Below are 23,685 nucleotides of genomic sequence, written 5' to 3'. Positions count from 1 at the left end.
GGGGTGCAAGCAGTCAGTATACTGTCCCCATGACCGAGAGCAAGGCCGCCGTGAGCCTCAGCAAACCGGGGCCAGCGCCCGATTCCACCCCCCCGGACGCCGAATTGCCCATCCCCGCATCACCTGTACCTGAATCATCCGTGCCGCCGCACCTGGAGGGGCTGAATCTGGACTGGGCCGGGTACGTGGCTGCGGGCGAGTACCGCCGCGCCCTGGCTGCCGCCCGGCTGTCACCCACGCCGCTGCCCGGCAGTCTGGTCAGCGCGCTGGAATCGCTGCACGACTTTCAGGAACATGTGCGCGCCCACAAGTACCCGCAGGCCCGCCGCTCCCTGACCCGGCTCAGCGAGGACCTGAGCGAGCCTGACCCGCCGCTCGCCGCCCTGCGCCGCAGCCTTCAGGTGCCGACGCTGGATGCGGCGCTGGGCAGCCTGGAAGCCTCGGAGACGGCCCGCCATGTGGAGCCGGACGCTTTGAGGGCTGCGCTGGCCCCGGCGCTGGACACCACGCTGACCCGCGCCGAGGCCCTGAACGCGGTGGGCGTGCTGCACGCCATCCACGAAGAGAACGGGCAGGCCAGGCAGCTGTTCGAGCAGGCTGCCGAGGCCGATCCTGGCCACTACCGGGCCATCAGCAACATCGGCAACCTGGAATTGCAGGCCGGACACCTGAAGGAAGCCGAGGCCGCCCAGCGCCGCGCCATCGCGCTCAGCCCCGATTTTGCCGGGGCGCACCACAATCTGGGGGTGGCGCTCAGGCGGCAGGGCCGGGTCAACGACTCGGTGAAGGCCATCCGCAAGGGTCAGCGCCTGGCCATCCGGCGCATGCGTGATGACACCCCGCGCGGGCTGGGCGGCGCTGCCGGGAGCAAGGCGGCCACCTGGCTCAAGCCGTCCACTCTACGGATCATCGGGCTGGTGGTGGCGGTGCTGGTGTTCTACTTCTTCCTGAAAGGCCGCTGATGGCAGGGAGCGTGCTGCTGCCCGGCGGTGTGAAGGCCCTTGACGCCCGTCTGGAACGTGCGGGCCTGCTTGATCTGGCGATGGAGACGGCGGGCCGGGCGGTGGCCGACCACCTGCAACAGGTCTTCCCGGCGGGCCGGGTGCTGCTGCTGGCGGGCGGCGGGGCCAACGGCGGAGACGCCTGGGTGGCGGCGCGGCATCTGCTGTCGTTGGAGCGCGAGGTCACTGTGCTGGCGCAGCCGCCCAGACACCCGCTGAGCAAGCTCAACAGGAAGCGGCTGGCAGCAGTCGGAGTAACCTCGCAAGTGCTTGCAGCCACCAGTCTGCGCCGCGCTCTTGCCGCCGTGGACGTGGTGGTGGACGGGTTGCTCGGGACCGGCTTCAGGCCGCCGCTGCGGGCCGAACTCGGCGAACTCGTCGGACTGCTGAACGGCAGCGGTTTGCCGGTGCTGAGCATCGACCTCCCCTCCGGCCTGGACGCGGCCAGCGCCGAACTGCCGGAGGTGGTGGTCAAAGCCGCCCACACGCTCACCTTCAGCGGCCTCAAGCCTGCGCTGATCTACGGCCCCGCCGCGCACGCTGCCGGACAGGTGACGGTGGCCGGGCTGCGTATACCGCCCGATTGGACTGTGCGCGAAGCGGTGGCCCTGCGCCCCACGGACGACGAGATCGCCGCACTGCTGCCCAAACGCTTTGCCGACGCCCACAAGGGGACGGCGGGCCGGGTGTGGGTGCTGGGTGGGCACCCCGGCACCCTGGGTGCGCCCGCGCTGGCCGGACTCGGGGCGCTGCGGGCCGGGGCCGGGCTGGTGACGATTTACAGCGGGGCCGACGTGCCGCTGATCACCCCGGAGCTGATGGCCCACCGAATAAAGCTGAGTGATTTGGAGAGGGAGCAGAAACCTGACGCTGTGGCGGTGGGCATGGGCCTCGGCCCCCAAGCAAGCGAGGTGGCGAGGATGGTGCTGGGCTGGCGTGTACCGACGGTGGTGGACGCTGACGCCCTGCAACCTGGGCTGGCAGGCGCGGGCCACCCGCAAGTCATCTGGACGCCGCACCCCGGCGAGGCGGCACGGCTGCTCGGCACCGATACCCAGGGCATTACCCGCGATCCCCTGAGCGCGGCGCGGGCGTTGCAGGAGAAGTTCGGCGGCGTGGTGGTGCTCAAGGGCGGGCCGTCGACGGTGGCCACCCCGGACGGCCTGTTCGTGGCGCGCGGCGGGCACCCCGGCATGGCCTCGGCGGGCATGGGCGACACCCTCAGCGGCATCCTGGCGGCGCTGCTCGGCCAAGGGCTGAATGCCCAGGATGCTGCTCTTGCGGGCGTGCGGCTGCACAGTAAGGCAGGCGAACTGGCGGGGCAGCAGCACGGCTACGGCTTGATGGCAACGGACGTTTCGGGCGAGCTGGGCCGTGCCTGGCTGGAGCTGGTGGGCGGGGCTTGAGGGGCTAAAAGCAACGTCCTGCTTTCAATTCGACCTTCGCCCTCTCGTTTCACCAGCCGGGGAAATCTTGAACGGGGCGGCCTGAACGCAGACGAAGGCGCAGCCGTCTGGAACGCTGATGCAAGGAACTGCGAGAAACGCCGCGAAGACACCCTACCGAGCGCAGCGACCTGCTCCCTCGCCCCACTGGGGCGGGGCCAGCCGAACATGGCCCCCACAGCGTCAACCCCTCACATTCGCTTTTTCGTCGCCCGCGTGGCCTGCGCCGTCCACGGATCGTCGGGCCAGGGGTGCCTGGGATACTGCCCCGCAAATCCTTACGGACCTGAAAGTAACCGCTCTGCCAGAACGAGCGTAAGTCCTGGGTGATCTGCACCGGGCGGCGGGCGGGCGAGAGCAGGTGCAGCAGCACCGGAGTGCGCCCCGCGTTGACGGTGGGCGTGTCGGCCAGCCCGAAGAGTTCCTGTAATTTGACCGCCAGAATCGGTGCTTCGCCGCCGGAGCGGTAGTCCAGCCGGATACTGTGCCCACTCGGCACCACCACCTGCCGGGGTGCGAGTTCGTCCAGGCGGCGCGGCAGCGGCCAGGGCAACAGGGTTTGCAGCGCGGGCAGCAGCGCGATCTTGCCCAGGTCCTCGCGCTTTCTGACCGGGCCGAGGTGCGGGGTCAGCCAGTCGTCCAGCCGGTTCAGCAGGGCGTCGTCGGAGAGGTCGGGCCAGGCTTCGCCCGAGGGGTCGCTGCCGTTCCAGGCGTGCAGACTCAGCACGCGGGCCTGCCACTGGCGCACGTCGTTCGTCCAGGCCAGGGAACCCAGCCCCTCGGCGGCCACGGCGGCGCGCACCGCCTGAATTCGCAGGGCTTCCGGCACCTGCTGAAGTGGCCGGCTGTCCAGCAGCAGGCGGCCATAGCGGCGCTCACGGGCGGCGGTCAGCGTGCCGCTCCGGCTGTCCCAGGCCACCGTGTCGGTGCTGAGCGAGTGGGCTTCCAGCACGGCTGGGTCGAGCGGTGCGGCCAGATACAGGCGGCCCTCGCCGCTGGTGTGGTCGCGGCTGGACGTGTCGAGGTGGGCGGCCACCAGGTACGGCTGCCCGGCCAGATCGTCGCCTTCCGGCAGCCGTACGCCCTGGCCTCCCGCCAGCAGGTAGCGGTCCAGGCTGCCGGGTCGGAGCTGGGCGGCCCGCTCGGGGTACGCCAGAAACAGCAGCCGCCCCACCTGATCGGCTTCGGGAAACGACTGGTCGGGCTGGACCCTCAGCAGACCGCGCCACTGCCGACTGAGGCGCTCGGCGCGCTCCAGCACGGCCCGGTCTCCCTCGCCGCTGCCGCCTGCCCGGTGCTGGCGCAGGGCGGCCACCCGGCGGGTCAGGTCGCTCCCGGCTCCGCGTGGGAGCGGGTTGCGCTCCTCCAGCAGGGCGGCGAGGTCGGCAGCCAGCCCGCCGAGGCCCAGCTCCGTGCCCACCGAGAGCAGGTGTGCCAGGCGCGGGTGGGTCGGCAGATCGAGCAGTTGGCGTCCTTGCGGGGTGATGCGGCCCTCCTGCAAGGCGTCCAGCTCGGTCAGCAAGATCTGGGCCGTGCCCACGCGCATCGGGGGCGGGGCATCGAGCCAGGGCAAAGCGGCGACGTCTGCGCCCCAGCCCGCCACTTCCAGCACCAGCGGCGCGAGGTCGGCCCCCAGGATTTCTGGCGCTCTGGACGCGGCCAGTAGCGGCTGGGTGCGTTCACTCCACAGGCGGTAGGCCACGCCTGCTGCGGTGCGGCCCGCCCGACCAGCGCGCTGGTCGGCGCTGTCGCGGGTCACCCGGCTGGTCACCATCCGGCTTAAACCCGTGCCAGGGTCGAACTGCTGGCTGCGGGTCAGGCCGCTGTCGATGACCACCCGCACGCCGTCGATGGTCAGGCTGGTCTCGGCGATGCTGGTTGCCAGCACCACCTTGCGCCGGGCCGGGTCAGGCACGATGGCGCGGTTTTGCTCGGCGATGGGCAGATCACCGTAGAGCGGCAGCACCGTCACGTCGGGGTGACGCTCTTTCAGCGCCGCCAGGGTACGGCGAATCTCGGCCACGCCCGGCAGGAAGGCCAGCACGTCGCCGGGGTCGGTGTCCAGTGCCCGCGTCACCGCGCCCGCCATCGCTGAGGCGGGGTCCAGCGGGTCGGCGGCCAGGTAGCGCACCTCCACCGGGTACTGGCGGCCCCGGCTCTCGATGATCGGCACCGCTGCGCCCAGCCGGGCGGGCAAACCGGGGTCGAGGGTGGCCGACATGATCAGTACCCTCAGGTCGCCGTGCAAGGCACCCTGCACCTCGCGCACCAGGGCCAGTGCCAGATCCGCATTGAGGCTGCGCTCGTGAAACTCGTCAAACAGCACCAGCCCGACGCCTGCCAGCTCCGGGTCGTGCTGAAGGCGGCGGGTCAGGATGCCCTCAGTGACGACTTCCAGCCGGGTGCGGGCTGACACCAGCGTCTCGAAGCGCACCCGCAACCCCACTGTCTCGCCGACCCGCTCACCCAGCGTGGCCGAGAGCCGCGCCGCCACCGCCCGCGCCGCCACCCGGCGGGGTTGCAGCAGCAGGATGCGCTTGCCGCCGAGCCAGGGTTCATTCAGCAGTTCCAGCGGCAGCCCGGTGCTCTTGCCCGCGCCGGGTGGGGCTTGCAGCACGGCCAGCGGATGCGCGGCCAGCGCCGCCCTGATCTCCGGCAGGATCTCGAAGATGGGCAGCGTTACGGCCAATTTATTCGTCACCGTCACCCGCCCCACTCACCGTAGCGCTCAGCGGCGCGTGGTCGGAGAAGCGCTCGGTGCGTTCCACCCAGACCCCACTCAGCGGCACTCCCGCCGAGAGCAGGTAATCGATGCGCCAGCCCACGTCGTTGGCGTAAGCGTTGGCCCGGTTACTCCACCAGGTGTACTCGCGCCGATCAATCAGGTGTTCGCGGTGGCTGTCACGCAGGCCCAGTGCCAGATACTGCCCAAACCACTCGCGCTCCTGCGGCAGAAAACCGGGTTTGTTGCGGTTGCTGCGCCAGTTCTTGAGGTCGAGTTCGGTGTGGGCCACGTTGAAGTCGCCGCCGATGACCAGCGGCGGTCTGGACATGCCCGGCGTCGGGAGGTGCCCCTGGGTCCAGCGGGCGAAGTCCGGCAGCACCCGCTCCTTGAATTGCTGGCGGTGCTCGGCACTCGCGCCGCTCGGCAGGTACACGCTGGCAAAGCGCACCCCCGCCACCAGCGCCGACAGCACGCGCCCCTCGGCGTCCACCTCGGGGTCGTTCATACCCACCTGCACGTCCGAGAGGCCGCGCCGACTGAGCAGTGCCACGCCGCTGTACCCGGCTTTCTGGGCCGGATGCCAGCACGATTCGTAGCCTAAAGTGGCGAACACCTCCGGCATGGGGTCGGCGCGCACTTCCTGAAGCAGCACCACGTCGGGGGCATGATTCTCCAGCCAGCCGGGCAGGCCTTTCTTGAGGGCGCTGCGAAGGCCGTTGACGTTCAGGGTGGTCACGCGCAGAGGCGAGGCAAAAGACACGCCCGCAGGATAGTGCAGGCCGACTCGCCAGCCCAGCTCGCCAGCCCAGACGGGATGCGTCAAGACAAGATGTAAGCTGCCCAGACCCAACTTCATGAGGAGCGCGCTACCCTGGAGGCATGGCAGAGATCCTGTTTCGCAACGAGGCCGACGGCAGCCTGTTCCAGATGACGCAGCCCAAGGCCGCCCGCGTGCTGGACGATATTCAGAAGTGGGCCGACAACAACAACTTCGGCCACGTCACCTTCTGGCGCGACGCGGACGACGCCAGCAAGTACTGGGTGCAGCTCGGCGACGATAAGCTCAACTACTGGATTCACGAGACGACCTTCAGTGAGGGCAAGCACGAGGAAGTGGAAATGCAGCTCGACTACGCGCGGGGTGCCCAGCGGCGCTCGGCGGCGGGGTACGCCAAGTTTGACAAGTGAAGTGAGTGATCTCGGTGCCCGGCGGCTGGTGGTGGGCGTCTCGGGCGGCAGCGGTATTCCCTACGCCCTGGCGGTGCTGCGCGCCCTGCACCACCTCGGTACCGAGACGCATCTGGTGGTGTCGAGCGGGGCCAAGCGGGTCATGAGTCTGGAGGGCGGGCCGCAGCTCAGTGACCTGACCGAACTGGCCCACACCGTCCACGATGACCGCGACCTGGGGGCCAGCATCGCCAGCGGCTCGTACCGCACGGCAGGGATGCTGGTGGTGCCGTGCAGCGCCGGAACGCTGGCCAAGATCGCCCACGGCTTTGCCGACAATCTGCTCGCGCGCGCCGCCCATGTGACCCTCAAGGAGCGCCGCCGCCTGGTGCTGGTGACGCGCGAGGACCCGTTGCCGCGCCCGATGCTGCAAAACATGCTGCTCGCCCATGACGCCGGGGCCACTTTGATGAGCGCCAGCCCCGGTTTTTACCACGCGCCCAGGACGGTGGACGAGTTGCTCCACTTCGTGACCGCGCGGGTGCTCGACCAGTTCGGGCTGGAGGCGGGCGGCTTTCAGCGATGGGGTGAGGCTTGAGCGGCGTATTGAAGGTCGCCGCGCTGATTCCCGCTGCCGGATTCGGTACCCGGCTGGGGCAGGGGCCGAAAGCTTATCTGGACCTGGGCGGCCTGAGCCTCCTGGCCCGCAGCGTGGCCGCCCTCGCGCCTCACGTGGACGAGGTGGTGGTGGCGCTGCCGGAAGGTTTTGCCCTGCCTGAAGGCATACCCGCCAGGGTCGTGATCGGCGGCGCGACCCGGCAGGCGTCGGTGCTGGCCCTGCTGCGCGCCACCGACGCCGAGGTGGTGCTGATTCACGATGCGGCCCGGCCCTTTTTGCCGCCCGAGGTAATTCGCACAGTGCGGACTGCCGCCGCCGAAACCGGAGCCGCCACCGCTGCCCTGCCGGTGGCCGATACGCTGGTGCGTGGGCAGGGCCAGGCATCGGCGCTGTGGGGCGAGTTGACAGCCCGTGAGAACTTGTGGGCAGTTCAGACACCGCAGGGCTTCCGGCGCGAGTTGCTGCTCAGCGCCCACCTGGAAGCTGAGCAAGGCGGCATTCAGGCCACCGACGATGCCGGACTGGTGGCACGGCTGGGCCTGCCGGTGGTGCTCATTCCCGGCGACGCGAGACTCTTCAAGGTGACCACGCCCAGCGACCTGGCGCTGGCGCGGGCGCTGGTTGTGGTCTGGGACGCCGAAGATGCTGACTGAGCGCTCGACCCGCTTCGCGCCCGCCAAGATCAACCTGGGCCTCTCGGTGCTGGGCCTGCGTCCCGATGGGTACCATGACCTCTCCACCCTGATGCTGCCGCTGTCGGTGGGCGACGAACTGATATTCGAGGCCGCTGCCGATCTGAGTCTGGAAGTGGTGGGGGCCGATCTGCCCACGGACGGGGGCAATCTGGTCTACCGCGCTGCCGCGCAGTATCTGGCGGCGGCGAACGCGCCGGGCGGCGTCCACATCACCTTACACAAGCATTTGCCTTTGGCCAGTGGACTGGGCGGCGGCAGCAGCGACGCGGCGAGCACCTTGCTGGCCCTCTCGGAACTGTACCCGTCGGCGGTGAAGGTGCCCGAACTGGCGCGGCAACTCGGCTCGGACGTGCCGTTTTTCCTGCTGGGCGGCGCGGCACGGGCTGAAGGCATCGGCGAACGGCTGACCCCATTGGACGTGCCGCCGACCTGGCTGGTGCTGCTCAACCCTGGGTTGGCCGTCAGCGCCCGCGACGCCTACGGATGGCTGGATGAACTCCGGGCCTATACACCGCCGCTCGACGTTCCCTCGCTACTTTCAGCCCTTGCAACAGGCCAGCCCGTGCCGCACTTCAACGCCCTGCAAGCCGGGGTGGTGGCCCGCCACCCAGAGGTCGCTGAGGCCTTGAGCGCCCTCACTGCCGCCGGACTCCACAGCCCGCTGATGAGCGGTTCCGGCAGCACGGTGTTCGGTTTAGCCAACAGTGAGGCGCAGGCGCAGGCAGCGGCCATCAAGTTGCAGGCGCAGTTTCCCGGCTGGTGGACGCGAGCGGCGCAGGTTCTCTAGCTCCCTGTTTTAGAGTTCCTCAAGGCTGCCGCTGCCCCGCGTGGCGTCGCGCAGGGCTGACCCGAACGGCTCCGTATCCTCGGGGTAGAGCTGCACCGCCAGCGTCAGGCCCGCGCCGCTGTACTCCTCCTCGCCGCGCTCGACGGAAAACTGACTGAGCAGATGGTAGAGGGCGCTGACCTGCTCGTAAGGCACCGTGACGCGCCGGGGCACGCGGGGGCGCACGTCCAGCCGGGGAGCGGTGCGTAGGCACTCGGCGCCGCCGCCGCCGTAAGCCCGCGCCAGACCCCCGGTGCCGAGCTTGACGCCGCCGTAGTAGCGCACGATGACCACCATCACGTGATCGAGTTGCTGGCCCTGAATGGCCCGCAGCATCGGGGTGCCCGCCGTGCCGCCGGGTTCGCCGTCGTCGGAGAAGCGGTAGAGGGAGCCGATCTGGTAGGCCCAGCAGTGGTGGGTGGCGTCCGGGTAGCGCTCCTTGAGTGCTGCGAGCTGGGCCAGCGCCTCCTCGGGCGTGTCGGCCCGTGCGGCAAAGGCCAGAAACTCGCTGCCCTCGATGACTGCGTCCAAGCGGTGCGGCGAGGCCAGGGTCACGAACGGCGTCAGATCACGGCTCACAGCAGGCCGCGCGCCTCCAGTTCGCGCCGGGCGTGAAACAGCACCAGGCTGCTGGGACCGTCGAAAATCTCGCCCGCCTCCAGCCGCCGGTAGACTTCCGGTAGCGGCAGGACCAGCCGCTCGATCAGTTCGCTGTCCTCGTTGTGGGCCGCCTGCACCACCACCCTGAAGGCCAGAAACGGGTAAAACACCACCCCGCTGATGCTCGGCTGAGGGTAAAAGCCTGGCAGGGCCAGCCACTCGCCCGCCACGCCGCCCGCTTCCTCCAGCAACTCGCGGGCAGCGGCGGCGCTCAGGTCCTCGCCTTCCTCGACGCCGCCCGCCACCACCTCGGTGACGAAGGCCCGCAGCGGGTAGCGGTACTCGCGGATCAGCACCGCCTCGCCCTCAGGCGTGATCGGCAGCACGAACACGGCGCGCGGACCGCGTGGCCGGTACACATACTCGCCCTGCTGGCCGCCGTGCAGGCGCACCGTGTCGCGCACCAGGCGACGCGGCGGGGCACTCAGTTCAATCTGGTCGAGGGTCTGCCAGGGCTGCTCGGCGTCGGGAATCAGGTGCGGCCAGTTGGGATGCTGGGTCATGCATTCAGGGTAGAGCGCCGGGACAGAGGAGGACCGATTGCCGTGTCCGCTACACTCGGCTGACACCCGCGTGAGATTCGTCTGAGCCTTTCTCACTCCTCTTCTTCTAAAGTGAGTGTCAGACATGCATCTTGCCTTGAAGATCCTTTCATCTGCGGGCCTGCTGCTCAGCGCGTCCCTCAGCCAGTGTGCCGCTGCCCAGGGAGTCACGCTGGGCGACCCGTTCGTGCGCGGTGCACCGCCCCAGAGTCTGCCGGAGCTGTCTCCGTTGCCCGCCACATCCGGCCAGTCGGGATTGGGCCGGTCGGGATTGGGTCAGTCGGTGCTCACCCAGCCCCCACCCGCCCCGCAAACTGGTTCCCAGACCGGTGCTGCGCCTGCCTCCAGCGCCCTGCCCAGCCTCAGTGCGCCGCGCGTCTACAGCGAGGGCAGCCAGACCAAGGTGGTCTACGATCTGCCCGCCGGGGTCAGCTACACCCTGATCCCGGGCTTCAGCGGTCTGCGGCTGGACTTTCGGGGATTGCGGGCCGCGCCCAGCATCACGGCGCAACTCGGCGCGAGCGTCGGCGAGTACCGGGTGGCGACCTCGCCGGGTGGCGCGCAAGTCAGCCTGGCCACCCCCTACGCGCTGGGGCTGCGCAGCGGCTGGCGGGCCAGCGAAACCGTCATCGCCTCGGGTGGGCGGGTGCTGATTCTGGAATTCGGCCCGGGCATGAGCGGCGGCGCGCTGACCAGTGTTCGCGGCGAGGTGCGCGGCGATCAGGTCGTGAATCCGGCTCCCACCAATCTGGTGCCTCTCAGTCCCATCACCCTCACCGCGCCCGGCCCCGACGGTGGCCCCGGCTCTGTCAATCCCAATGCCATCAGCCTCAGTCGCAGTGCCCGCCCAACCATCCCAGCAGGTCTGGGATTGACCAGTCAAAGTTCAGCCGATGCCGCTTCGGGCAGCGTACTCGGTCTGGCCGACCCCGCACCGGGGCTGAATACTGGCGGACTGAACACGGGGTCGAGCGCTGGGCAGCTCCCACCGGGCGACGCGCCGGGCAACGCCAGCGGCCCACTGCCCGCGCCCGCCGTGGGCTTGCCGGGCGCGGGCGACAGCGACCCCAACGTGCTGCGCGGTCAGGCCAGCGGAGCCGCGCTGCCCGGCGCGCTGCTGGCCGCACCGCGCATCGGCAAGAATCCCGGCGTGACGCGGGTGGTCCTTGATCTGCCGCCCGGCACCAGCTTTGTCATCACGCCCGGCGCGCTGGGCCTAAGCATTGACCTGACCGGCGTGGGCGTCAACCCCCAGACCAGTGACGTGATCAGCAGCGAGCTGCGCGGCTGGCGCTACGGCGCGGTGGGGACGCGCAGCAACGTCTTTCTGATGACGGCCTCGCCGCTGAATGTCCACAGCGGCTGGCGCAGCGTTTTGCTGCCGCCCGCCAGCGGTTCGGACCGCTCGCGCCTGGCAATTGACCTCTCGCCCGCCTTCGCCAACACCACGCGCCTGACGCCCGCCGAGCGGGTGCTGGCCGCCGTGCCGCCGATGCGCTCCGGCGCGCTCGCCTTCAGCGGCGCGGCCCTGGTGGCCCCCAGCGTGGTCATCGACCCCGGCCACGGCGGGCGCGACCCCGGCGCGGTGGGCACGGTGACCGAGAAGGCGGTGGTGCTGGACGTGGCCCTGCGGGTGCGCCAGTACTTGCAGTCGGCGGGTATCACCGTGATCATGAGCCGCGACACGGACCGCGAACTGCTGCCCAACAAGAACGCCGATTTGAACGCCCGCGCCGCGCTGGGCTACAACGGCGCGCAGCTCTTTTTGAGCATCCACGCCAACAGCATGGAACCGGCCAACGTGCTGAGGGGCTACGGCATCGAGACCTGGTGGAACAACAACAATGCTGCCAGCTCGACCTTTGCCAATGTGCTGCAAAACAACGTCATCCAGACCACCGGGGCCTTCAGTCAGGGTCTCAAGAGCGGCCGCTCGCTGGCGGTGCTGCGCGGCTCGAAGGTGCCCGCCGCCCTGATCGAGATCGGCTTTGTCGGCCACCCGGTGGACGGCGGCAACCTGCTTGACGACAACTATCTGGAGCGGGTGGCGCTGGGTATCGCGCGCGGCATCCGCGAGGCGCTGATGACGGGCGTGGGTGCGAAGTAAAGGTAGGAGCTCAGTTCAGGTCTTCAGGCCGCTGCTACTGTCGCCCAGCGGGATTGCCACCTGCTTGCGGGCAGCCTGGGCGGTGGGGGTCAGCCACACCACGCCGCTGCCGGTCAGGCTGTAGATCATGCCCTCGCCGCTGCGGTAGGTGCTGAACCAGCCCCGGTCGAACTTCTCGATATTGAATTGCAGGCTGCTGGAAAACAGCAAGATCAGATCGCCGTCCACCCGCATCTCGTCGTTCTGGAGGGTGTGAATCTCGATTTCCTCGAACGGCACCGGGCTTTCCAGAACGAAAAATCCGGTGCCCTTGAGTTCTGGCGACACCAGGCCGTTGCCGCCGAAGGCGCGGGCGTCAAGCATCAGCCGGGGCGACATGTCCATGGTCGTCTCGCACGAGTAAAAGGCCCCGTCGTCGATGATGTAGTTGTCGTTGGGGGTGTCTTTCTCGCCGATGATCAGGTGCTTGTAGGTGGGTTCGGTCCAGACCACGCCGTTGCCCTGAAACAAATTGCGCGCCGAGGACTCGCCCATCGCCCGCCCTGCTGCCATGCGTGCCACGCCGCCGAGCAGGCCGCCCAGCCCACCCAGCCCGCCGCCCTGGTTGTTCTGGTTGCCGCCCAGGTTGCTCTGCATTCCGCTGATGGATTTCATGCGTACGTTGCCCCGGCTGAACTGAAAAGCCCCCGGTTGCAGCAGCGCGCCGCCGCCGTCGAGTTTGATTTCCAGCACGTTGGGGCGCATGCCCATGCGGTCGGCAGCGTAGAAGTGCTGCGCCTCGTAGAGGTCGTGCGGCTGCACTGGACTCTGGTAGGTGGTAAAGGTGACGCCCTGGCCCGCAGCGGTGTCGAGTTGCTTGAGGTTCTCACGGCGTTTTTCCATGCGGCTGGCCCTCCTGAATAAGGTGAAGACTCACGGCCCAAATTGTGCCCGGAGTGTCAGTTTAACCCAACTGGCAGCTCAACGACTTCCTGGGTATCGGTGACGCGGCGGCCCGGCGCAAAACTCAGGTCGCCCAGTGCCGCGCCGAAATGCGAATCGACTTCCAGCAGGCCCAGCGGCAGCCCGCTGAGAGCCGCGCTGATCGGCAAACCGCCGCTGGCACGGGCGTTGACTTCCAGCAAGCGGGGCACTCCCGCCGTATCCTCCTTGAACTGGGCGTTGAAAAGGCCGTCCATCTGGAGTTCGCGGGCGAGCAGGGCCGTCCACTCGCGCAGTTGCGGCAGGTCCACGGCCACCTGCACATTGCCCAGCCCGCCCACCTTGCGCCGGATCACGCCGGTCAGCAACTCGCCGCCGCGCGCCAGGGCGTCGATGCTGTACTCGTGGCCGGGCAGCGTCTCCATGACCAGCATGTTCGGCAGCGCCTGATTCCTGAAGAGGAGTTCGGCGGCGGCGTAACTCATTCTCAGGTTATTGCCGCCCAGGAAGTGCTTGAGGTCGCCGCCCTGACTCAGAATCCGGAAGCCGATGCCGAAGATGCCGCGTGCAGGCTTGAAGCAGGCCGAGCCGTGCCGGGCTTCCAGCTCGCGCGCGGCATCTTCCAGCGCGGCCCAGTCGCGCACTGCCCGCGTCTCGGGCATCGGGATGCGTCCGGAAAACACCTGGTAGAAGCGGGCCTTGTCCTCGCACAGCCCGTAACTGTCCGGGTCGGCACTGGGCACGATCAGGTGGCAACCCAGGGCTTCCAGCTCGGCGCGGTGGCGGGCCAGTAGCGCCGCAAAGCGCCCGCCGACGATGGCCTGCACGCCGTTTTCCTGCACCTTCTCCAGCAGGTAGTTCAGGTAAGCCCTCTCCTCGATGGGCGTCGGCTCGGTGAAGCCCTGGTGCGCCGCGCCGAGGTAGCTGGCGTCGGTGGAGGTGTGGCTGGCCAGCACCCGGTAGCGCCCCGACTGCGCCACCTGCCGGACGCGGTGGAGGGTGGGGTTGATGTTCTTGGTGAACCAGACGGTGGGCAGGGGAGACGGCATGGCCCCGTAGTATGCCCCAGTCGTATGACACAGTCGCCTCTGACACGCCCGCCTTCACTTGCGGCAGGCCAGGTTTACCCGGAAGGTCGGGTCTTTGACGCTGTAGTTCAGTGTGATCTGGTTGCCCTTGAGCGTCAGAGTGTAGGTGGCGGTCACCTGGTCAGCGCTCCATCAACCGAGGGCCAAAACCCCCAGAACCTGTTGAAGCGCCGTCATGCAAGCCTCTTTGGAGAATCCCTCTCAAAGCTGTCATGCCAGCATGCGAGGATGGCGTGATAGGTCCGTGACGTGGGGCGGCGCTTGCTGCCGATTGTGCGGCAACAGGTGGACAAATCCCCCACGCCGCCCTAAACTTTGAACTGAGTCTAAAATTATCCATTCGTCCCGTTCCCGCTCCAGGAGGTCTTCCGTGACTGCCCCCCAAACCCAGCCGAACCAAGTTCAGCCGAAATCTAAGTCCGCACCTCAGCCCCAGCCGTCCCCTATTCAGAAGGCCGCCGTCATCGGCGCGGGGGTGATGGGCGCAGCCATTGCCGCCCAGCTCGCCAACGCGGGCATTCCGGTGGTGCTGCTCGATATTGTCTTGCCCGACAAACCTGACCGGAACTTCCTCGCCAAAGCGGGCATCGAACGTGCCCTGAAAGCCAGCCCCGCCGCCTTCATGGCCCCGGAAAACGCCAGGCTGATCACGGTCGGCAACCTGGAAGACGACCTGAGCAAAATCAAGGACGCCGACTGGATCATCGAGGCGATCATCGAGAAGCTGGACGCCAAGCGTGCCCTCTGGGAGAAAGTGGAGCAGGTCGTCAAGAAGACGGCCATCATTTCCAGCAATTCCAGCGGTATCCCGATGCATTTGCAAGTGGAGGGCCGCAGCGACGACTTCAAGAGCCGTTTCGTGGGCGCGCACTTCTTCAACCCGCCGCGCTACCTGCACCTGCTGGAAGTCATTCCCACCGACAAGACCAGCCTCGCCGTGCTGAAGGCGTTCAGCACCTTCGCCGATCACACGCTGGGCAAAGGGGTCGTCGTCGCCAACGACGTGCCGGGCTTCGTGGGCAACCGCATCGGCGTGTACGGCATGGTGCGGGCCATGAAGCGGATGGAGGAGACCGGCCTGAGTCCCGCCGTCGTGGACCTGCTGACTGGCCCGGCGATTGGCCGCCCCAAGAGTGCGACCTTCCGCACCGCTGATTTGTCGGGCCTGGACATCATCTACCACGTCGCCAACGACATCGGCGCGGTGACGGGGCCAGATGAGGACTTCACCCTGACGGACACCTTCAAGACGCTGGTGGAAGACAAGAAGTGGCTGGGCGACAAAACCGGCAGCGGCTTTTACAAGAAAACCAGGGACGAGCGCGGCAAGACCAAGATTCTGACGCTGAACCTGGATACCCTGGACTACGAGGACCAGCCACCCGCCAAAGTGGCGGTGCTGGATGCGCTGAAAGGCAAGTCGCTGAATGATCGCGTCAAGGGCCTGTACGAGGCCGAGGGTAAAGAGGGCGACTTCATGCGCGGCGTGATGAACGACGGCTTCTGGTACGCCGCCAAGATGGCCGGAACGGTGTCGGGCAAATTGCAGGACATCGACAACGCGCTCAAGTGGGGCTTCGGCTGGGAGCAGGGGCCGTTCGAAACGATGGACGCGCTGGGCGTGCAGACGGTGATCGGCAATCTGGAGAAGGAAGGCCGCACGCTGCCGCCGCTGCTCCAGAAGGTGAAAGACGAGGGCCAGGGCAGGTTCTATAACGGCGACCAGATCGTGGACGCTGAGGGCCAGCTGCAGCCCTACGCTGCGCCGTACCTGATTCTGAGTGACCTCAAGAAAGACGCCAGCAACATCGTGAAGAAGTCCGGCGGCGCGAGTCTGGTCGATCTGGGCGACGGCGTGCTGCTGTTGGAATTTCACAGCAAGATGAACGCGCTGGGCGAGGACGCCATCCGGATGGTCGGCACCGCCCACAAAACGGTGCAGGAGATGGGATACGCAGGCCTAGTGGTTGGTAACCAGGGCGAGCACTTCAGCGCGGGCGCGAACCTGCCGCTGATTCTCTCGCAGGCGCAAGACGAGGAGTGGGACGAGTTGGACGCGGCCATCAAGCTGTTTCAGCAAGCGACCACCAGTCTGAGATTCAGCCCGCACCCGGTGGTGGTGGCTCCGTTTAGCCTCACCCTCGGCGGCGGCACCGAGATGGCCCTGCACGCCGACGCCGTAACCGCCAGCGCCGAAACGTACATGGGTCTGGTCGAAGTCGGGGTGGGCCTGATTCCCGGCGGCGGCGGCACCAAGGAAATGCTGCTGCGCTTCACCGACCAAACCCTGCCGGGCCAGCCGCTCCTCCCCGCCGTGCAGCGCGCTTTTGAGCTGATCGGCACCGCCAAGGTCAGCACCAGCGCCGCCGACGCCCGCAAGCTCGGCTTCCTGCGGAAGAGCGACGAGACGGTGATGAACCGCGACAACCTGCTGAGTGAGGCCAAGCGCAAGGTGCTCGAACTCGCCCCCGATTATGTGCAGCCCGCCATGCGAATGGACATCCCGGTGATGGGCGAGGCGGCCATCGGCGCGATCAAGAGTGCGCTCTACGGTCTGGTGGAAGGCGGCTACGCCAGCAAGTACGACCGCGAGGTGTCGCTGCAACTCGCCAACATCCTGGCCGGCGGCGCGACCAACAACCGTCAGGCCCGCGTGACCGAGCAGCAACTCCTTGACTTGGAGCGCGAGGCCTTCCTGACGCTGGCCGGCAAGAAGGGCACCCAGGACCGGATCACGCACATGCTCAAGACCGGCAAGCCGCTGCGCAACTGAGGGCGTCCGCTTTTACCCCGCCGCCCCACTGGAGACCCGCACCCATGACCCCCACTCGCAAATCCTCCTTCCCTCTTTTCGCCCGCGTGCTGCTGGGCGTGGGCCTCGGCGCGGCGGCGACCCTCGGCACCGGCTGGTACTTCGCCGACGAGTTGGTCAAGGCCAAGCCGGTCAGGCGGCCCATTCCCAAAACCCGCGTGCTGGCCGTGACGCGTGAGGGCAATGAAACGCTGATTCGGCTCAGCCGCAACGCCATCACCGCCCGCGCCGGCGCGCTGACGCTCGACTGGGACAACGACGACGGCGGCTCACTGGTGGGGCCGGTCATCGGGGGCGGGGCCACCTGGGTCGTGCGGCCACTGGTGCGCGGCGGGCAGTACCTGCACCCCGGCCTGACGGTGCGGCCCAGCTCGATGGGGCTGGGCAACCCCGGCTCACGCGGCCTGGCCTACGACAACCTCACCCTGGACGGCGAACACGGCCCGCTGCCTGCCTGGTTCGTGCCGGGCAAGGCAGGCGTGGCGAGTGCCAACCCCGCCGAGGACTGGGTCATCATCATGCACGGCTACCAGGGCCTGCGCCAGGACGCGCTGAGGTACTTGCCGGCCTACCATGATTTCGGGCTGAGCAGCTTGGTCGTGACTTACCGCAACGCGCACGGCGCGGGCCGCACGCCTCAGGGCGTCTACCGCCTGAGCGCCGACGAATGGGAAGACCTGGAAGTGGCCGTGAGGTACGCCCGCGAGCGCGGAGCCAAACGGATCGTGCTGATGGGCCTGAGCATGGGCGGCAGCATCACGCTGGCGTTCATGCGGCGCAGCCCACTCGCCCAGCACATCACTGCGGTGGTGCTCGACTCGCCGGCGCTGGAGTGGCGCGAGCTGGTGCGCCACCACGCCCTGCGTTACCGGCTGCCGGTGTTTCTGGCTCCCATCGTGGTGCGCCTGACCACCCTCAAGAGCGGGCAGGACTTCGACGCGGTCGACCACTACCAGCACGCGCACGTGTACGAGCGCCACATGCTGATCTTTCACGGCAGCGCCGACAACACCGTGCCGGTGGCGCAGCTTGACCGCTTGTTCGAGGACCGGCCCGATCTGATCGAGTACGTGCGCGTCGAGGGCGGCGAGCACCTGCGCAACTGGAATATGGACCCGGAGCGCTACGAGCGCCACCTGCGCCAGTACCTCTGGCGAATGCTGGGGCCACCCGAACAGCAGCAGCCCGACGTTTCCCTGCCTTCTCTCAAGGAGAATCCCAATGTCTGATCCCACCCCCAACCCCCGTGAAGCTGTCATCGTCTCCGCCGTTCGTACCGCCGTGGGGCGCGGCGTCAAAGGTACGCTCGCCAACACCCGCCCCGACGATCTGGCCGCGCTGGTCATGAAAGAAGCCCTGGCCCGCGTCGGCGTCGATGCGGCCATCGTCGAGGACGTCATCTTCGGCTGCGCCATTCCCGAGGCCGAGCAGGGCCTCAACATCGCCCGCCTGGCCGCGCTGCAAGCCGGATTCCCTGACTCGGTGGGCGGCGTGACCGTCAACCGCTTTTGCTCGTCGGGCCTGCAAACCGTGGCGATGGCGGCGGCGGCGATTCAGGCCGGCCACTTCGACGTGATTCTGGCGGGCGGCGTGGAGAGCATGAGCATGGTGCCGATGAGCGGCCACAACCCCAGCCCCAACCTGAGCCTCGTCGACAAGCGCCCGGAAGCCTACATCAACATGGGCCTGACCGCCGAGAACGTCGCCGCCCAGTACGGCGTGAGCAAGGCCGACCAGGACGCCTTCGCGGTGCGGAGCCACCAGCGGGCCGCCGCCGCCCAGGACGCGGGCAGATTCAAAGACGAGATCGTGCCAGTTCCGGTGCGGGTGGACAAGGTCAAAGGTACCAAGATCACTTCCGAAACCGTGATGTACAAAGACGACGAACTGATTCGCCGTGACACCACGCTGGAAGGCCTCGCCAAGCTGAGACCCGCCTTCAAGATGGGCGGCTCGGTGACGGCGGGCAACGCCTCGCCCTTCTCGGACGGAGCCTCGGCACTGCTGCTGATGAGCCGCGAGAAGGCCGACGAGCTGGGCCTGAAGCCGCTCGCCAGGTTCATCGGCTTCACGGTGGCGGGTGTGGGGCCGGAGGTCATGGGCATCGGGCCGGTGGAGGCCGTGCCAAAGGTGCTCAAGCAAAACAACCTGACGCTGGCCGACATGGACTTGATCGAACTTAACGAGGCGTTCGCCGCGCAGAGTCTGGCCGTCATTCGCACGCTGGGTATGAACGAGGAGATCACCAACGTCAACGGCGGGGCCATCGCGCTGGGCCACCCGCTGGGCTGCTCGGGGGCCAAGCTGATCACCACCGCCATTCACGAGTTGCGGCGGCGCGGCGGCGGCAAAGCGCTGATCACCATGTGCATCGGCGGCGGCATGGGCGCAGCGGGCATCATTGAGGTCTACCCGGCGCACGAGCAGGCGGCGGACTGAGAACGGGCCCCAGCCTCCAACAACAAAAACGTGTCCCCAGCCTTTACCGGGGGACACGTTTTTGTTGCCGCTCAATAGGAAAAGAACTTCACGCCAGGCTGACCAGCACGGGAGTATAAAAGAGAGATGAAACCTTTGCTCTTCCTAACCCTGGCCCTCGGCAGCTTTGTCAGCGCCCAGAACGTCGGTCCCGCGCCTGCTGTCGAGCTGCGGATTCTGGAAACCACTGACCTGCACACCTCTGCGCTCGGCTACGACTACTACCAGGACAAGCCCACCGGCGAGTTCGGCTTCGAGTACACCGCCACGCTGATTGAGAACGCCAAGAAAGAGAAGCGAAACACGCTGCTCTACGACAACGGCGATCTGATTCAGGGCAACCCGTTGGGCGATTATGTGGCCCGCGTCAATCCCCTCAAGCCCGGCGAAATGCACCCGATGCACGCGGCCATGAAGTTGCTCGGCTATGATGCGGGTAATCTCGGCAATCATGAATTCAATTACGGCCTGCCCTTCCTCCAGCAGGTGATGGCGGCGGCTCCCATGCCGATGGTCAACGCCAACGTCTACATCGATGACGGCGACAATAACCCCGATAACGACAAGAACGCCTTCACGCCCTACCTGATTCAGCGCAAGATCGTCTATGACGCCCAGGGCCGCCCCCAAATATTGAACGTGGGCGTGATCGGTTTCCTGCCGCCGCAGATCATGCAGTGGGACAAGACCAACCTCGACGGCAAGGTCACGACCCGCGACATCGTGGAAACGGCCAGAAAATTCGTGCCGATGATGAAAGCCCAGGGTGCCGACATCATCATCGCGATTGCCCACAGCGGCATCAGCGCCGACTACGTGCCGGGCCAGGAAAATGCGGCCACCGAACTCACCAAGGTCGGCGGCATCGACGTGGTGCTTAGCGGCCACAGCCACCAGGAATTTCCAGGGCCGGTGTACAAGGATCTTCCCGGCGCGGACATCACCAAGGGCACCATCAACGGCAAGCCGGTGGTGATGGCCGGATTCTGGGGCAACGATCTGGGCATCATCGATCTCAAGCTGCAAAAAGTTGGGCAAGTCTGGAAGGTGCAGGACTCCTCGTCGGCGCTGCGTGCGATCTGGGACAAAACGGCCAAGGCCAGCTTGGTCAAACCCGATCCCCGCATCGCCCGCGCCGTCAAGGTGGCCAACGACGGCACGCTGGCCTACGTGCGCGGCAAGGTGGCCGATCTGGCGACGCCGATCAATTCCTACTGGGCGCTGGTGCAGGACGATCCGAGTGTGCAGCTTGTCGCCAGCGCCCAGATCGCTTACGTCAAGGCGGCGCTGGCCGTTGGCAAATACGCTGACCTGCCGGTGCTCTCGGCGGCGGCTCCCTTCAAAGCGGGCGGACGCGCCGGGGCGAGCTACTACACCGACATTCCGGCGGGCACGCTGGCGATCAAGAACGTGGCCGATTTGTACGTGTATCCCAACACCGTGCAGGCCGTGCTGGTCACGGGAGCGCAGGTGCAGGAGTGGCTGGAGCGCTCGGCGGCCCAGTTCAAGCAGATCGACCCCAGGAACACCGCCCCGCAGGACCTGATCGAGACCAGCTTTCCCACCTACAACTTCGACATCATCGACGGCGTGACCTACCAGATCGACGTGAGCCAGCCCAACCGCTACGACGTGGGCGGCAAGCTGGCCGACCCCGGCGCGCACCGCATCAAGGACCTGATGTTCGGCGGCAAGCCGATTGACCCCGCCGCGCAGTTCGTAGTCGCCACCAACAACTACCGCGCTTCCGGCGGCGGCAACTTCCCCGGCCTCGACGGCAAGAACATCATCTTGCAGGCTCCTGACGAGACCCGTGAAGCCCTGGTCGCCTACTTCAAAGACCAGAAAACCGTCAACCCGGCGGCCGATAACAACTGGAAGCTGACGCCGCTGCCGGGTGTGAGCCTGCTTTACGCCACTGGCCCGAATGCCCAGAATTTCCTGCCCGCCAACGCCACCTTGCAGAAAATGCAGGACGACGGCTTCGCCCAGTACGTGATCAAGTTCTGAGCTTTTAGCACAAAGAAAAACGGCTACTCCAAAGCAAGGGGTGGCCGGTTTCTTTTGTTGCTGTTAAGCCAGCGTTTCTTCGGCCACCCTCGCTCCGCTGAGCTTGCGGTGTGCCGTCAGCGCCTGGGCCACGACCTGATCCATGTTGTAGTACTTGTAAGTCGCCAGCCGCCCCACGAACATCACGTTCGGCGTCGCCTGGGCCAGCGCCTCGTACTTTTTGTACAGCAGGGCATTTTCTGGCCTCGGTACCGGGTAGTACGGATCGCCCTCGGCGCGGGGCAGCTCGTAGACCACGCTGGTCTGGGCGTGCGTCTGCCCGGTGATGTGCTTGAACTCGCTGACGCGCGTGTAGGCGTAGTCGTTGGGATAATTGACCGTACCCACCGGCAGCAGTTGTTCCTGCGCGTGCGTCTCGTGAACAAATTCCAGGCTGCGGTAAGGCAGTTTGCCGAAACGGTAGTCGAAATAGGCGTCCACCGGGCCGGTGTAGATCATCTGGCCGAACGGCACGAAGTCGGCAATCTCCCGGTAATCGGTGTTGGTCATCACCTTGATGTTGGGGTGCGCCAGCATCCGCTCGAACATCCGGGTATAGCCGTGCAGCGGCATCACCTGATAGGTATCGGCAAAATAGCGGTCGTCGCGGTTGGTGCGGGTCGGCACGCGGGCCGTCACCGAGGCGTCGAGTTCGCTGGGGTCCAGGCCCCACTGCTTGCGGGTGTAGCCCCGGAAGAACTTGTTGTAGAGGTCGCGCCCGACCTTGCTGACCACCACGTCCTCGCTGGTGTGAATCTTCTCGACAGGTTCGGCCACTGAGGCGAAGAATTCTTCGACCTGAAAGGCGGTCAGATTCAGGCCGTACAGCTGATTGACGGTATCGAGGTTGATCGGAATGGGGAGCAATTGCCCGTCCACGCTGGCCTTGACCCGGTGCTGGTAGGGCCGCCACTCGGTGAAGCGCGAGAGATACTCGAAGACCTCGCGGCTGTTGGTGTGGAAGATGTGCGGGCCGTAGGGGTGAATCAGGATGCCCGCGTCGTCGTAGCGGTCGTAAGCGTTGCCGCCGATGTGCGCTCTCTTGTCCACGATCAGCACCGACTTGCCTTCTGAGGCCAGCCGCTCGGCCAGCACCGACCCGGCAAAGCCCGCTCCCACGATCAGGTAATCGAAGCCGCCGGACACCGGGTGACGCAGCAGCTCAGTCATCTGCCGCCTCGGTTTTTGCGGCTTTCCGGCCTCTTGCTTCATTCATCAATGTCTCCATCTCGGCCCAAGTCTGCGACCACGACAGCCCGGCCAAGTAGGCGTCAGCGCGGGCTTGGCGCTCCCGACTTTCCGGCTGGTGGCGTTCGGCAAGAGCGGCTTCACAGGCCGCCTCAAAGTCATCGGCGCGGTTGGCAATTCGCACTAAATCTTGCTCGCCGTAGGGCCGCACCACGTCGCGGATTTCGGTAGACACCACCGGCACGCCTGCTGCCAGGTATTCCGGCGTCTTGGTGGGCGAGATGAACTCGGTGGCCTCGTTGCGCGCGAACGGCATGAGCGCCACGTCCCAGTGCGCCAGATACGCAGGCAGCTCGGCGTAACTCTTCATGCCCAGATAATGAATATTGGCGGCGCGGGGCAGCTCGCTTTCCTCCAGCTTGACCACTGGCCCCAGCAGCACGAATTCCCAGTCGGGGCGGCAGCGGGCCAGCTCGGTGATCAGGGCAGTATCAAAGCGCTCGTCAATGACGCCGTAGAAGCCCAACCGGGGACGGCCCAGTGGGGCCTGATCGGCGGGGTCATTCAGCCCGGCGCGGGCCTGAGCGAAGTGGGCCTTCTCCACACTGGAGGGAAACGGGTAGACGTGCGGGTGCTGCCCTCGCTTGGCTTCCCACAGCCGGTGGCCGCCCGTGAAGACCAGGTCGGCCTGCCTGAAGAGTTGCTGCTCGCGGGGACGCAGTTCTGGCGGCGCGAAGCGGAAGTTGGCGAGTTCGTCCATGCAGTCGTACACCGTCAGGGCGGGGCGAAGCTGGGCGGCGACGGGCAGCTCCATTGGGGTGTAAACCCACAAGGTGAGGTCGCGCAGGTGTTCTCGCTCGGCCAATTCGGCCAGCAGTGCTGCCGTGCGGGCCTGCGACTCGGCGGCATCAAACCCGGTGCGGATATACGGCACGGCCACCTGCACGCTGCCGCCCACCGTTCGGATGTCCAGATGATCGTCCCAGTCGCCGAACATCGGCAGCTCGACGTAGTAGACCCGCCGGGTCAGCGCCGCCTGGATCATCAGATGCTGCGGGCGCTGGAACACGAAGTCCCACCTGAGATGCGACAGGCAGATCAGCGCCGCGTTGGTGTCCGAATAATGATCCATGCCTTTCTCCTCGATTCTCGCCCCTCATTGGAATGAAAGAGAGACAAGACAGTTCTTTTTTGCTTCTAATCTCAAAAAGACTCATTTAAGCTTTATCAATATGGAAAGAAGATCTTAAGAAGCTGGCCAATGAGAATATTGAGATGCCAGATGTAGATATTGACGAACAGTGGTTCAGATTCATGCCCAGATCACCCAAGTTCAAACAGACTAACTGCCGATGCCGCCCT

19 protein-coding genes are annotated in these 23,685 nt (G+C 66.7%); 11 read left to right on the top strand and 8 right to left on the bottom strand.

The window, feature by feature from the left end; all coding sequences use genetic code 11:
• Nucleotides 1–29 precede the first annotated feature (29 nt).
• Nucleotides 30–962: a tetratricopeptide repeat protein gene (locus N0D28_RS14930; RefSeq protein ID WP_260560267.1), complete on the top strand. Its 933-nt coding sequence runs from the start codon at nt 30–32 to the stop codon at nt 960–962.
• A complete protein-coding gene (locus N0D28_RS14925; protein WP_260560266.1) occupies nt 962–2,407 on the top strand; it encodes an NAD(P)H-hydrate dehydratase in 1,446 nt (481 codons plus the stop codon). Before N0D28_RS14930 ends, N0D28_RS14925 begins: the two co-directional genes overlap by 1 nt.
• 49 nt (nt 2,408–2,456) lie before the next feature.
• On the opposite strand, the gene hrpB is transcribed toward N0D28_RS14925, so the two are convergent.
• On the bottom strand, nt 2,457–5,147 hold the full coding sequence (gene hrpB / locus N0D28_RS14920; protein WP_312846416.1) for an ATP-dependent helicase HrpB: 2,691 nt from the start codon (nt 5,145–5,147) through the stop codon (nt 2,457–2,459).
• Nucleotides 5,137–5,931 carry an exodeoxyribonuclease III gene (locus tag N0D28_RS14915; RefSeq protein WP_260560265.1) on the bottom strand — a complete coding sequence of 265 codons (795 nt, stop codon included), beginning with the start codon at nt 5,929–5,931 and terminating at the stop codon, nt 5,137–5,139. The genes hrpB and N0D28_RS14915 overlap by 11 nt, the downstream gene beginning before the upstream one ends.
• Before the next feature lie 119 nt (nt 5,932–6,050).
• On the opposite strand from N0D28_RS14915, the gene N0D28_RS14910 reads away from it, so the two are divergent.
• Genes N0D28_RS14910 through N0D28_RS14895 form a run of 4 tightly spaced genes read left to right on the top strand, consistent with a single transcriptional unit; the run spans nt 6,051 to nt 8,439 of the window.
• Nucleotides 6,051–6,359, top strand: coding sequence for a hypothetical protein (locus tag N0D28_RS14910; protein ID WP_260560264.1), 309 nt, complete (start codon nt 6,051–6,053; stop codon nt 6,357–6,359).
• Nucleotide 6,360: 1 nt separating this feature from the next.
• A complete protein-coding gene (locus tag N0D28_RS14905; protein WP_260560263.1) occupies nt 6,361–6,936 on the top strand; it encodes a UbiX family flavin prenyltransferase in 576 nt (191 codons plus the stop codon).
• The gene (gene ispD, locus N0D28_RS14900) at nt 6,933–7,610 is read left to right on the top strand and encodes a 2-C-methyl-D-erythritol 4-phosphate cytidylyltransferase (RefSeq protein WP_260560262.1); all 678 of its coding nucleotides are present in this window, start codon (nt 6,933–6,935) and stop codon (nt 7,608–7,610) included. Before N0D28_RS14905 ends, ispD begins: the two co-directional genes overlap by 4 nt.
• Nucleotides 7,600–8,439 (top strand): 4-(cytidine 5'-diphospho)-2-C-methyl-D-erythritol kinase, encoded by an 840-nt coding sequence (locus N0D28_RS14895; RefSeq protein WP_260560261.1) that lies wholly within the window; start codon nt 7,600–7,602, stop codon nt 8,437–8,439. Before ispD ends, N0D28_RS14895 begins: the two co-directional genes overlap by 11 nt.
• A 9-nt stretch (nt 8,440–8,448) precedes the next feature.
• Here N0D28_RS14895 and N0D28_RS14890 read toward each other — a convergent pair whose 3' ends face one another.
• Nucleotides 8,449–9,057 (bottom strand): IMPACT family protein, encoded by a 609-nt coding sequence (locus tag N0D28_RS14890; protein WP_260560260.1) that lies wholly within the window; start codon nt 9,055–9,057, stop codon nt 8,449–8,451.
• Nucleotides 9,054–9,641 (bottom strand): NUDIX domain-containing protein, encoded by a 588-nt coding sequence (locus tag N0D28_RS14885; RefSeq protein ID WP_260560259.1) that lies wholly within the window; start codon nt 9,639–9,641, stop codon nt 9,054–9,056. Before N0D28_RS14885 ends, N0D28_RS14890 begins: the two co-directional genes overlap by 4 nt.
• A gap of 124 nt (nt 9,642–9,765) precedes the next feature.
• Here N0D28_RS14885 and N0D28_RS14880 point away from each other — a divergent pair, with 124 nt between their 5' ends.
• Nucleotides 9,766–11,787 (top strand): N-acetylmuramoyl-L-alanine amidase family protein, encoded by a 2,022-nt coding sequence (locus N0D28_RS14880; RefSeq protein ID WP_260560258.1) that lies wholly within the window; start codon nt 9,766–9,768, stop codon nt 11,785–11,787.
• Between the two features lie 15 nt (nt 11,788–11,802).
• Here N0D28_RS14880 and N0D28_RS14875 read toward each other — a convergent pair whose 3' ends face one another.
• Both N0D28_RS14875 and N0D28_RS14870 read right to left on the bottom strand, forming a co-directional pair.
• Nucleotides 11,803–12,669: an AIM24 family protein gene (locus N0D28_RS14875; protein WP_260560257.1), complete on the bottom strand. Its 867-nt coding sequence runs from the start codon at nt 12,667–12,669 to the stop codon at nt 11,803–11,805.
• A gap of 56 nt (nt 12,670–12,725) precedes the next feature.
• Entirely contained in the window at nt 12,726–13,757 is a 1,032-nt protein-coding gene (locus N0D28_RS14870; protein WP_260560256.1) for an ATP-grasp domain-containing protein, read from the bottom strand.
• A gap of 517 nt (nt 13,758–14,274) precedes the next feature.
• On the opposite strand from N0D28_RS14870, the gene N0D28_RS14865 reads away from it, so the two are divergent.
• From N0D28_RS14865 to cpdB, 4 genes are all read left to right on the top strand, one after another.
• Nucleotides 14,275–16,569 (top strand): 3-hydroxyacyl-CoA dehydrogenase/enoyl-CoA hydratase family protein, encoded by a 2,295-nt coding sequence (locus N0D28_RS14865; protein WP_260561929.1) that lies wholly within the window; start codon nt 14,275–14,277, stop codon nt 16,567–16,569.
• Nucleotides 16,570–16,613: 44 nt separating this feature from the next.
• Complete coding sequence (locus N0D28_RS14860; protein ID WP_260560255.1) at nt 16,614–17,837, top strand: alpha/beta hydrolase; 1,224 nt, start codon at nt 16,614–16,616, stop codon at nt 17,835–17,837.
• Nucleotides 17,830–19,047: a thiolase family protein gene (locus N0D28_RS14855; protein ID WP_260560254.1), complete on the top strand. Its 1,218-nt coding sequence runs from the start codon at nt 17,830–17,832 to the stop codon at nt 19,045–19,047. Before N0D28_RS14860 ends, N0D28_RS14855 begins: the two co-directional genes overlap by 8 nt.
• A gap of 126 nt (nt 19,048–19,173) precedes the next feature.
• Nucleotides 19,174–21,096: a 2',3'-cyclic-nucleotide 2'-phosphodiesterase gene (gene cpdB / locus N0D28_RS14850; RefSeq protein ID WP_260560253.1), complete on the top strand. Its 1,923-nt coding sequence runs from the start codon at nt 19,174–19,176 to the stop codon at nt 21,094–21,096.
• Between the two features lie 63 nt (nt 21,097–21,159).
• Here cpdB and glf read toward each other — a convergent pair whose 3' ends face one another.
• Together glf and N0D28_RS14840 are read right to left on the bottom strand one after the other, a co-directional pair.
• Entirely contained in the window at nt 21,160–22,305 is a 1,146-nt protein-coding gene (gene glf / locus N0D28_RS14845; protein ID WP_260560252.1) for a UDP-galactopyranose mutase, read from the bottom strand.
• The gene (locus N0D28_RS14840; protein WP_260560251.1) at nt 22,298–23,455 is read right to left on the bottom strand and encodes a glycosyltransferase family 1 protein; all 1,158 of its coding nucleotides are present in this window, start codon (nt 23,453–23,455) and stop codon (nt 22,298–22,300) included. The genes glf and N0D28_RS14840 overlap by 8 nt, the downstream gene beginning before the upstream one ends.
• Between the last annotated feature and the right edge of the window lie 230 nt (nt 23,456–23,685).

The organism is Deinococcus rubellus (assembly GCF_025244745.1).
GTDB lineage: Bacteria > Deinococcota > Deinococci > Deinococcales > Deinococcaceae > Deinococcus > Deinococcus rubellus.
This window is presented reverse-complemented; position numbering and strand designations above follow the sequence as displayed.

Coding starts and splice junctions, on each gene's coding strand:
- N0D28_RS14865 (WP_260561929.1), top strand. CDS start 14,275: ATGGGCGCAGCCATTGCCGCCCAGCTCGCCAACGCGGGCATTCCGGTG.
- N0D28_RS14925 (WP_260560266.1), top strand. CDS start 962: ATGGCAGGGAGCGTGCTGCTGCCCGGCGGTGTGAAGGCCCTTGACGCC.
- glf (WP_260560252.1), bottom strand. CDS start 22,305: ATGACTGAGCTGCTGCGTCACCCGGTGTCCGGCGGCTTCGATTACCTG.
- N0D28_RS14885 (WP_260560259.1), bottom strand. CDS start 9,641: ATGACCCAGCATCCCAACTGGCCGCACCTGATTCCCGACGCCGAGCAG.
- N0D28_RS14910 (WP_260560264.1), top strand. CDS start 6,051: ATGGCAGAGATCCTGTTTCGCAACGAGGCCGACGGCAGCCTGTTCCAG.
- cpdB (WP_260560253.1), top strand. CDS start 19,174: ATGAAACCTTTGCTCTTCCTAACCCTGGCCCTCGGCAGCTTTGTCAGC.
- N0D28_RS14840 (WP_260560251.1), bottom strand. CDS start 23,455: ATGGATCATTATTCGGACACCAACGCGGCGCTGATCTGCCTGTCGCAT.
- N0D28_RS14855 (WP_260560254.1), top strand. CDS start 17,830: ATGTCTGATCCCACCCCCAACCCCCGTGAAGCTGTCATCGTCTCCGCC.
- N0D28_RS14930 (WP_260560267.1), top strand. CDS start 30: ATGACCGAGAGCAAGGCCGCCGTGAGCCTCAGCAAACCGGGGCCAGCG.
- N0D28_RS14860 (WP_260560255.1), top strand. CDS start 16,614: ATGACCCCCACTCGCAAATCCTCCTTCCCTCTTTTCGCCCGCGTGCTG.
- N0D28_RS14895 (WP_260560261.1), top strand. CDS start 7,600: ATGCTGACTGAGCGCTCGACCCGCTTCGCGCCCGCCAAGATCAACCTG.
- N0D28_RS14870 (WP_260560256.1), bottom strand. CDS start 13,757: ATGCCGTCTCCCCTGCCCACCGTCTGGTTCACCAAGAACATCAACCCC.
- N0D28_RS14875 (WP_260560257.1), bottom strand. CDS start 12,669: ATGGAAAAACGCCGTGAGAACCTCAAGCAACTCGACACCGCTGCGGGC.
- N0D28_RS14880 (WP_260560258.1), top strand. CDS start 9,766: ATGCATCTTGCCTTGAAGATCCTTTCATCTGCGGGCCTGCTGCTCAGC.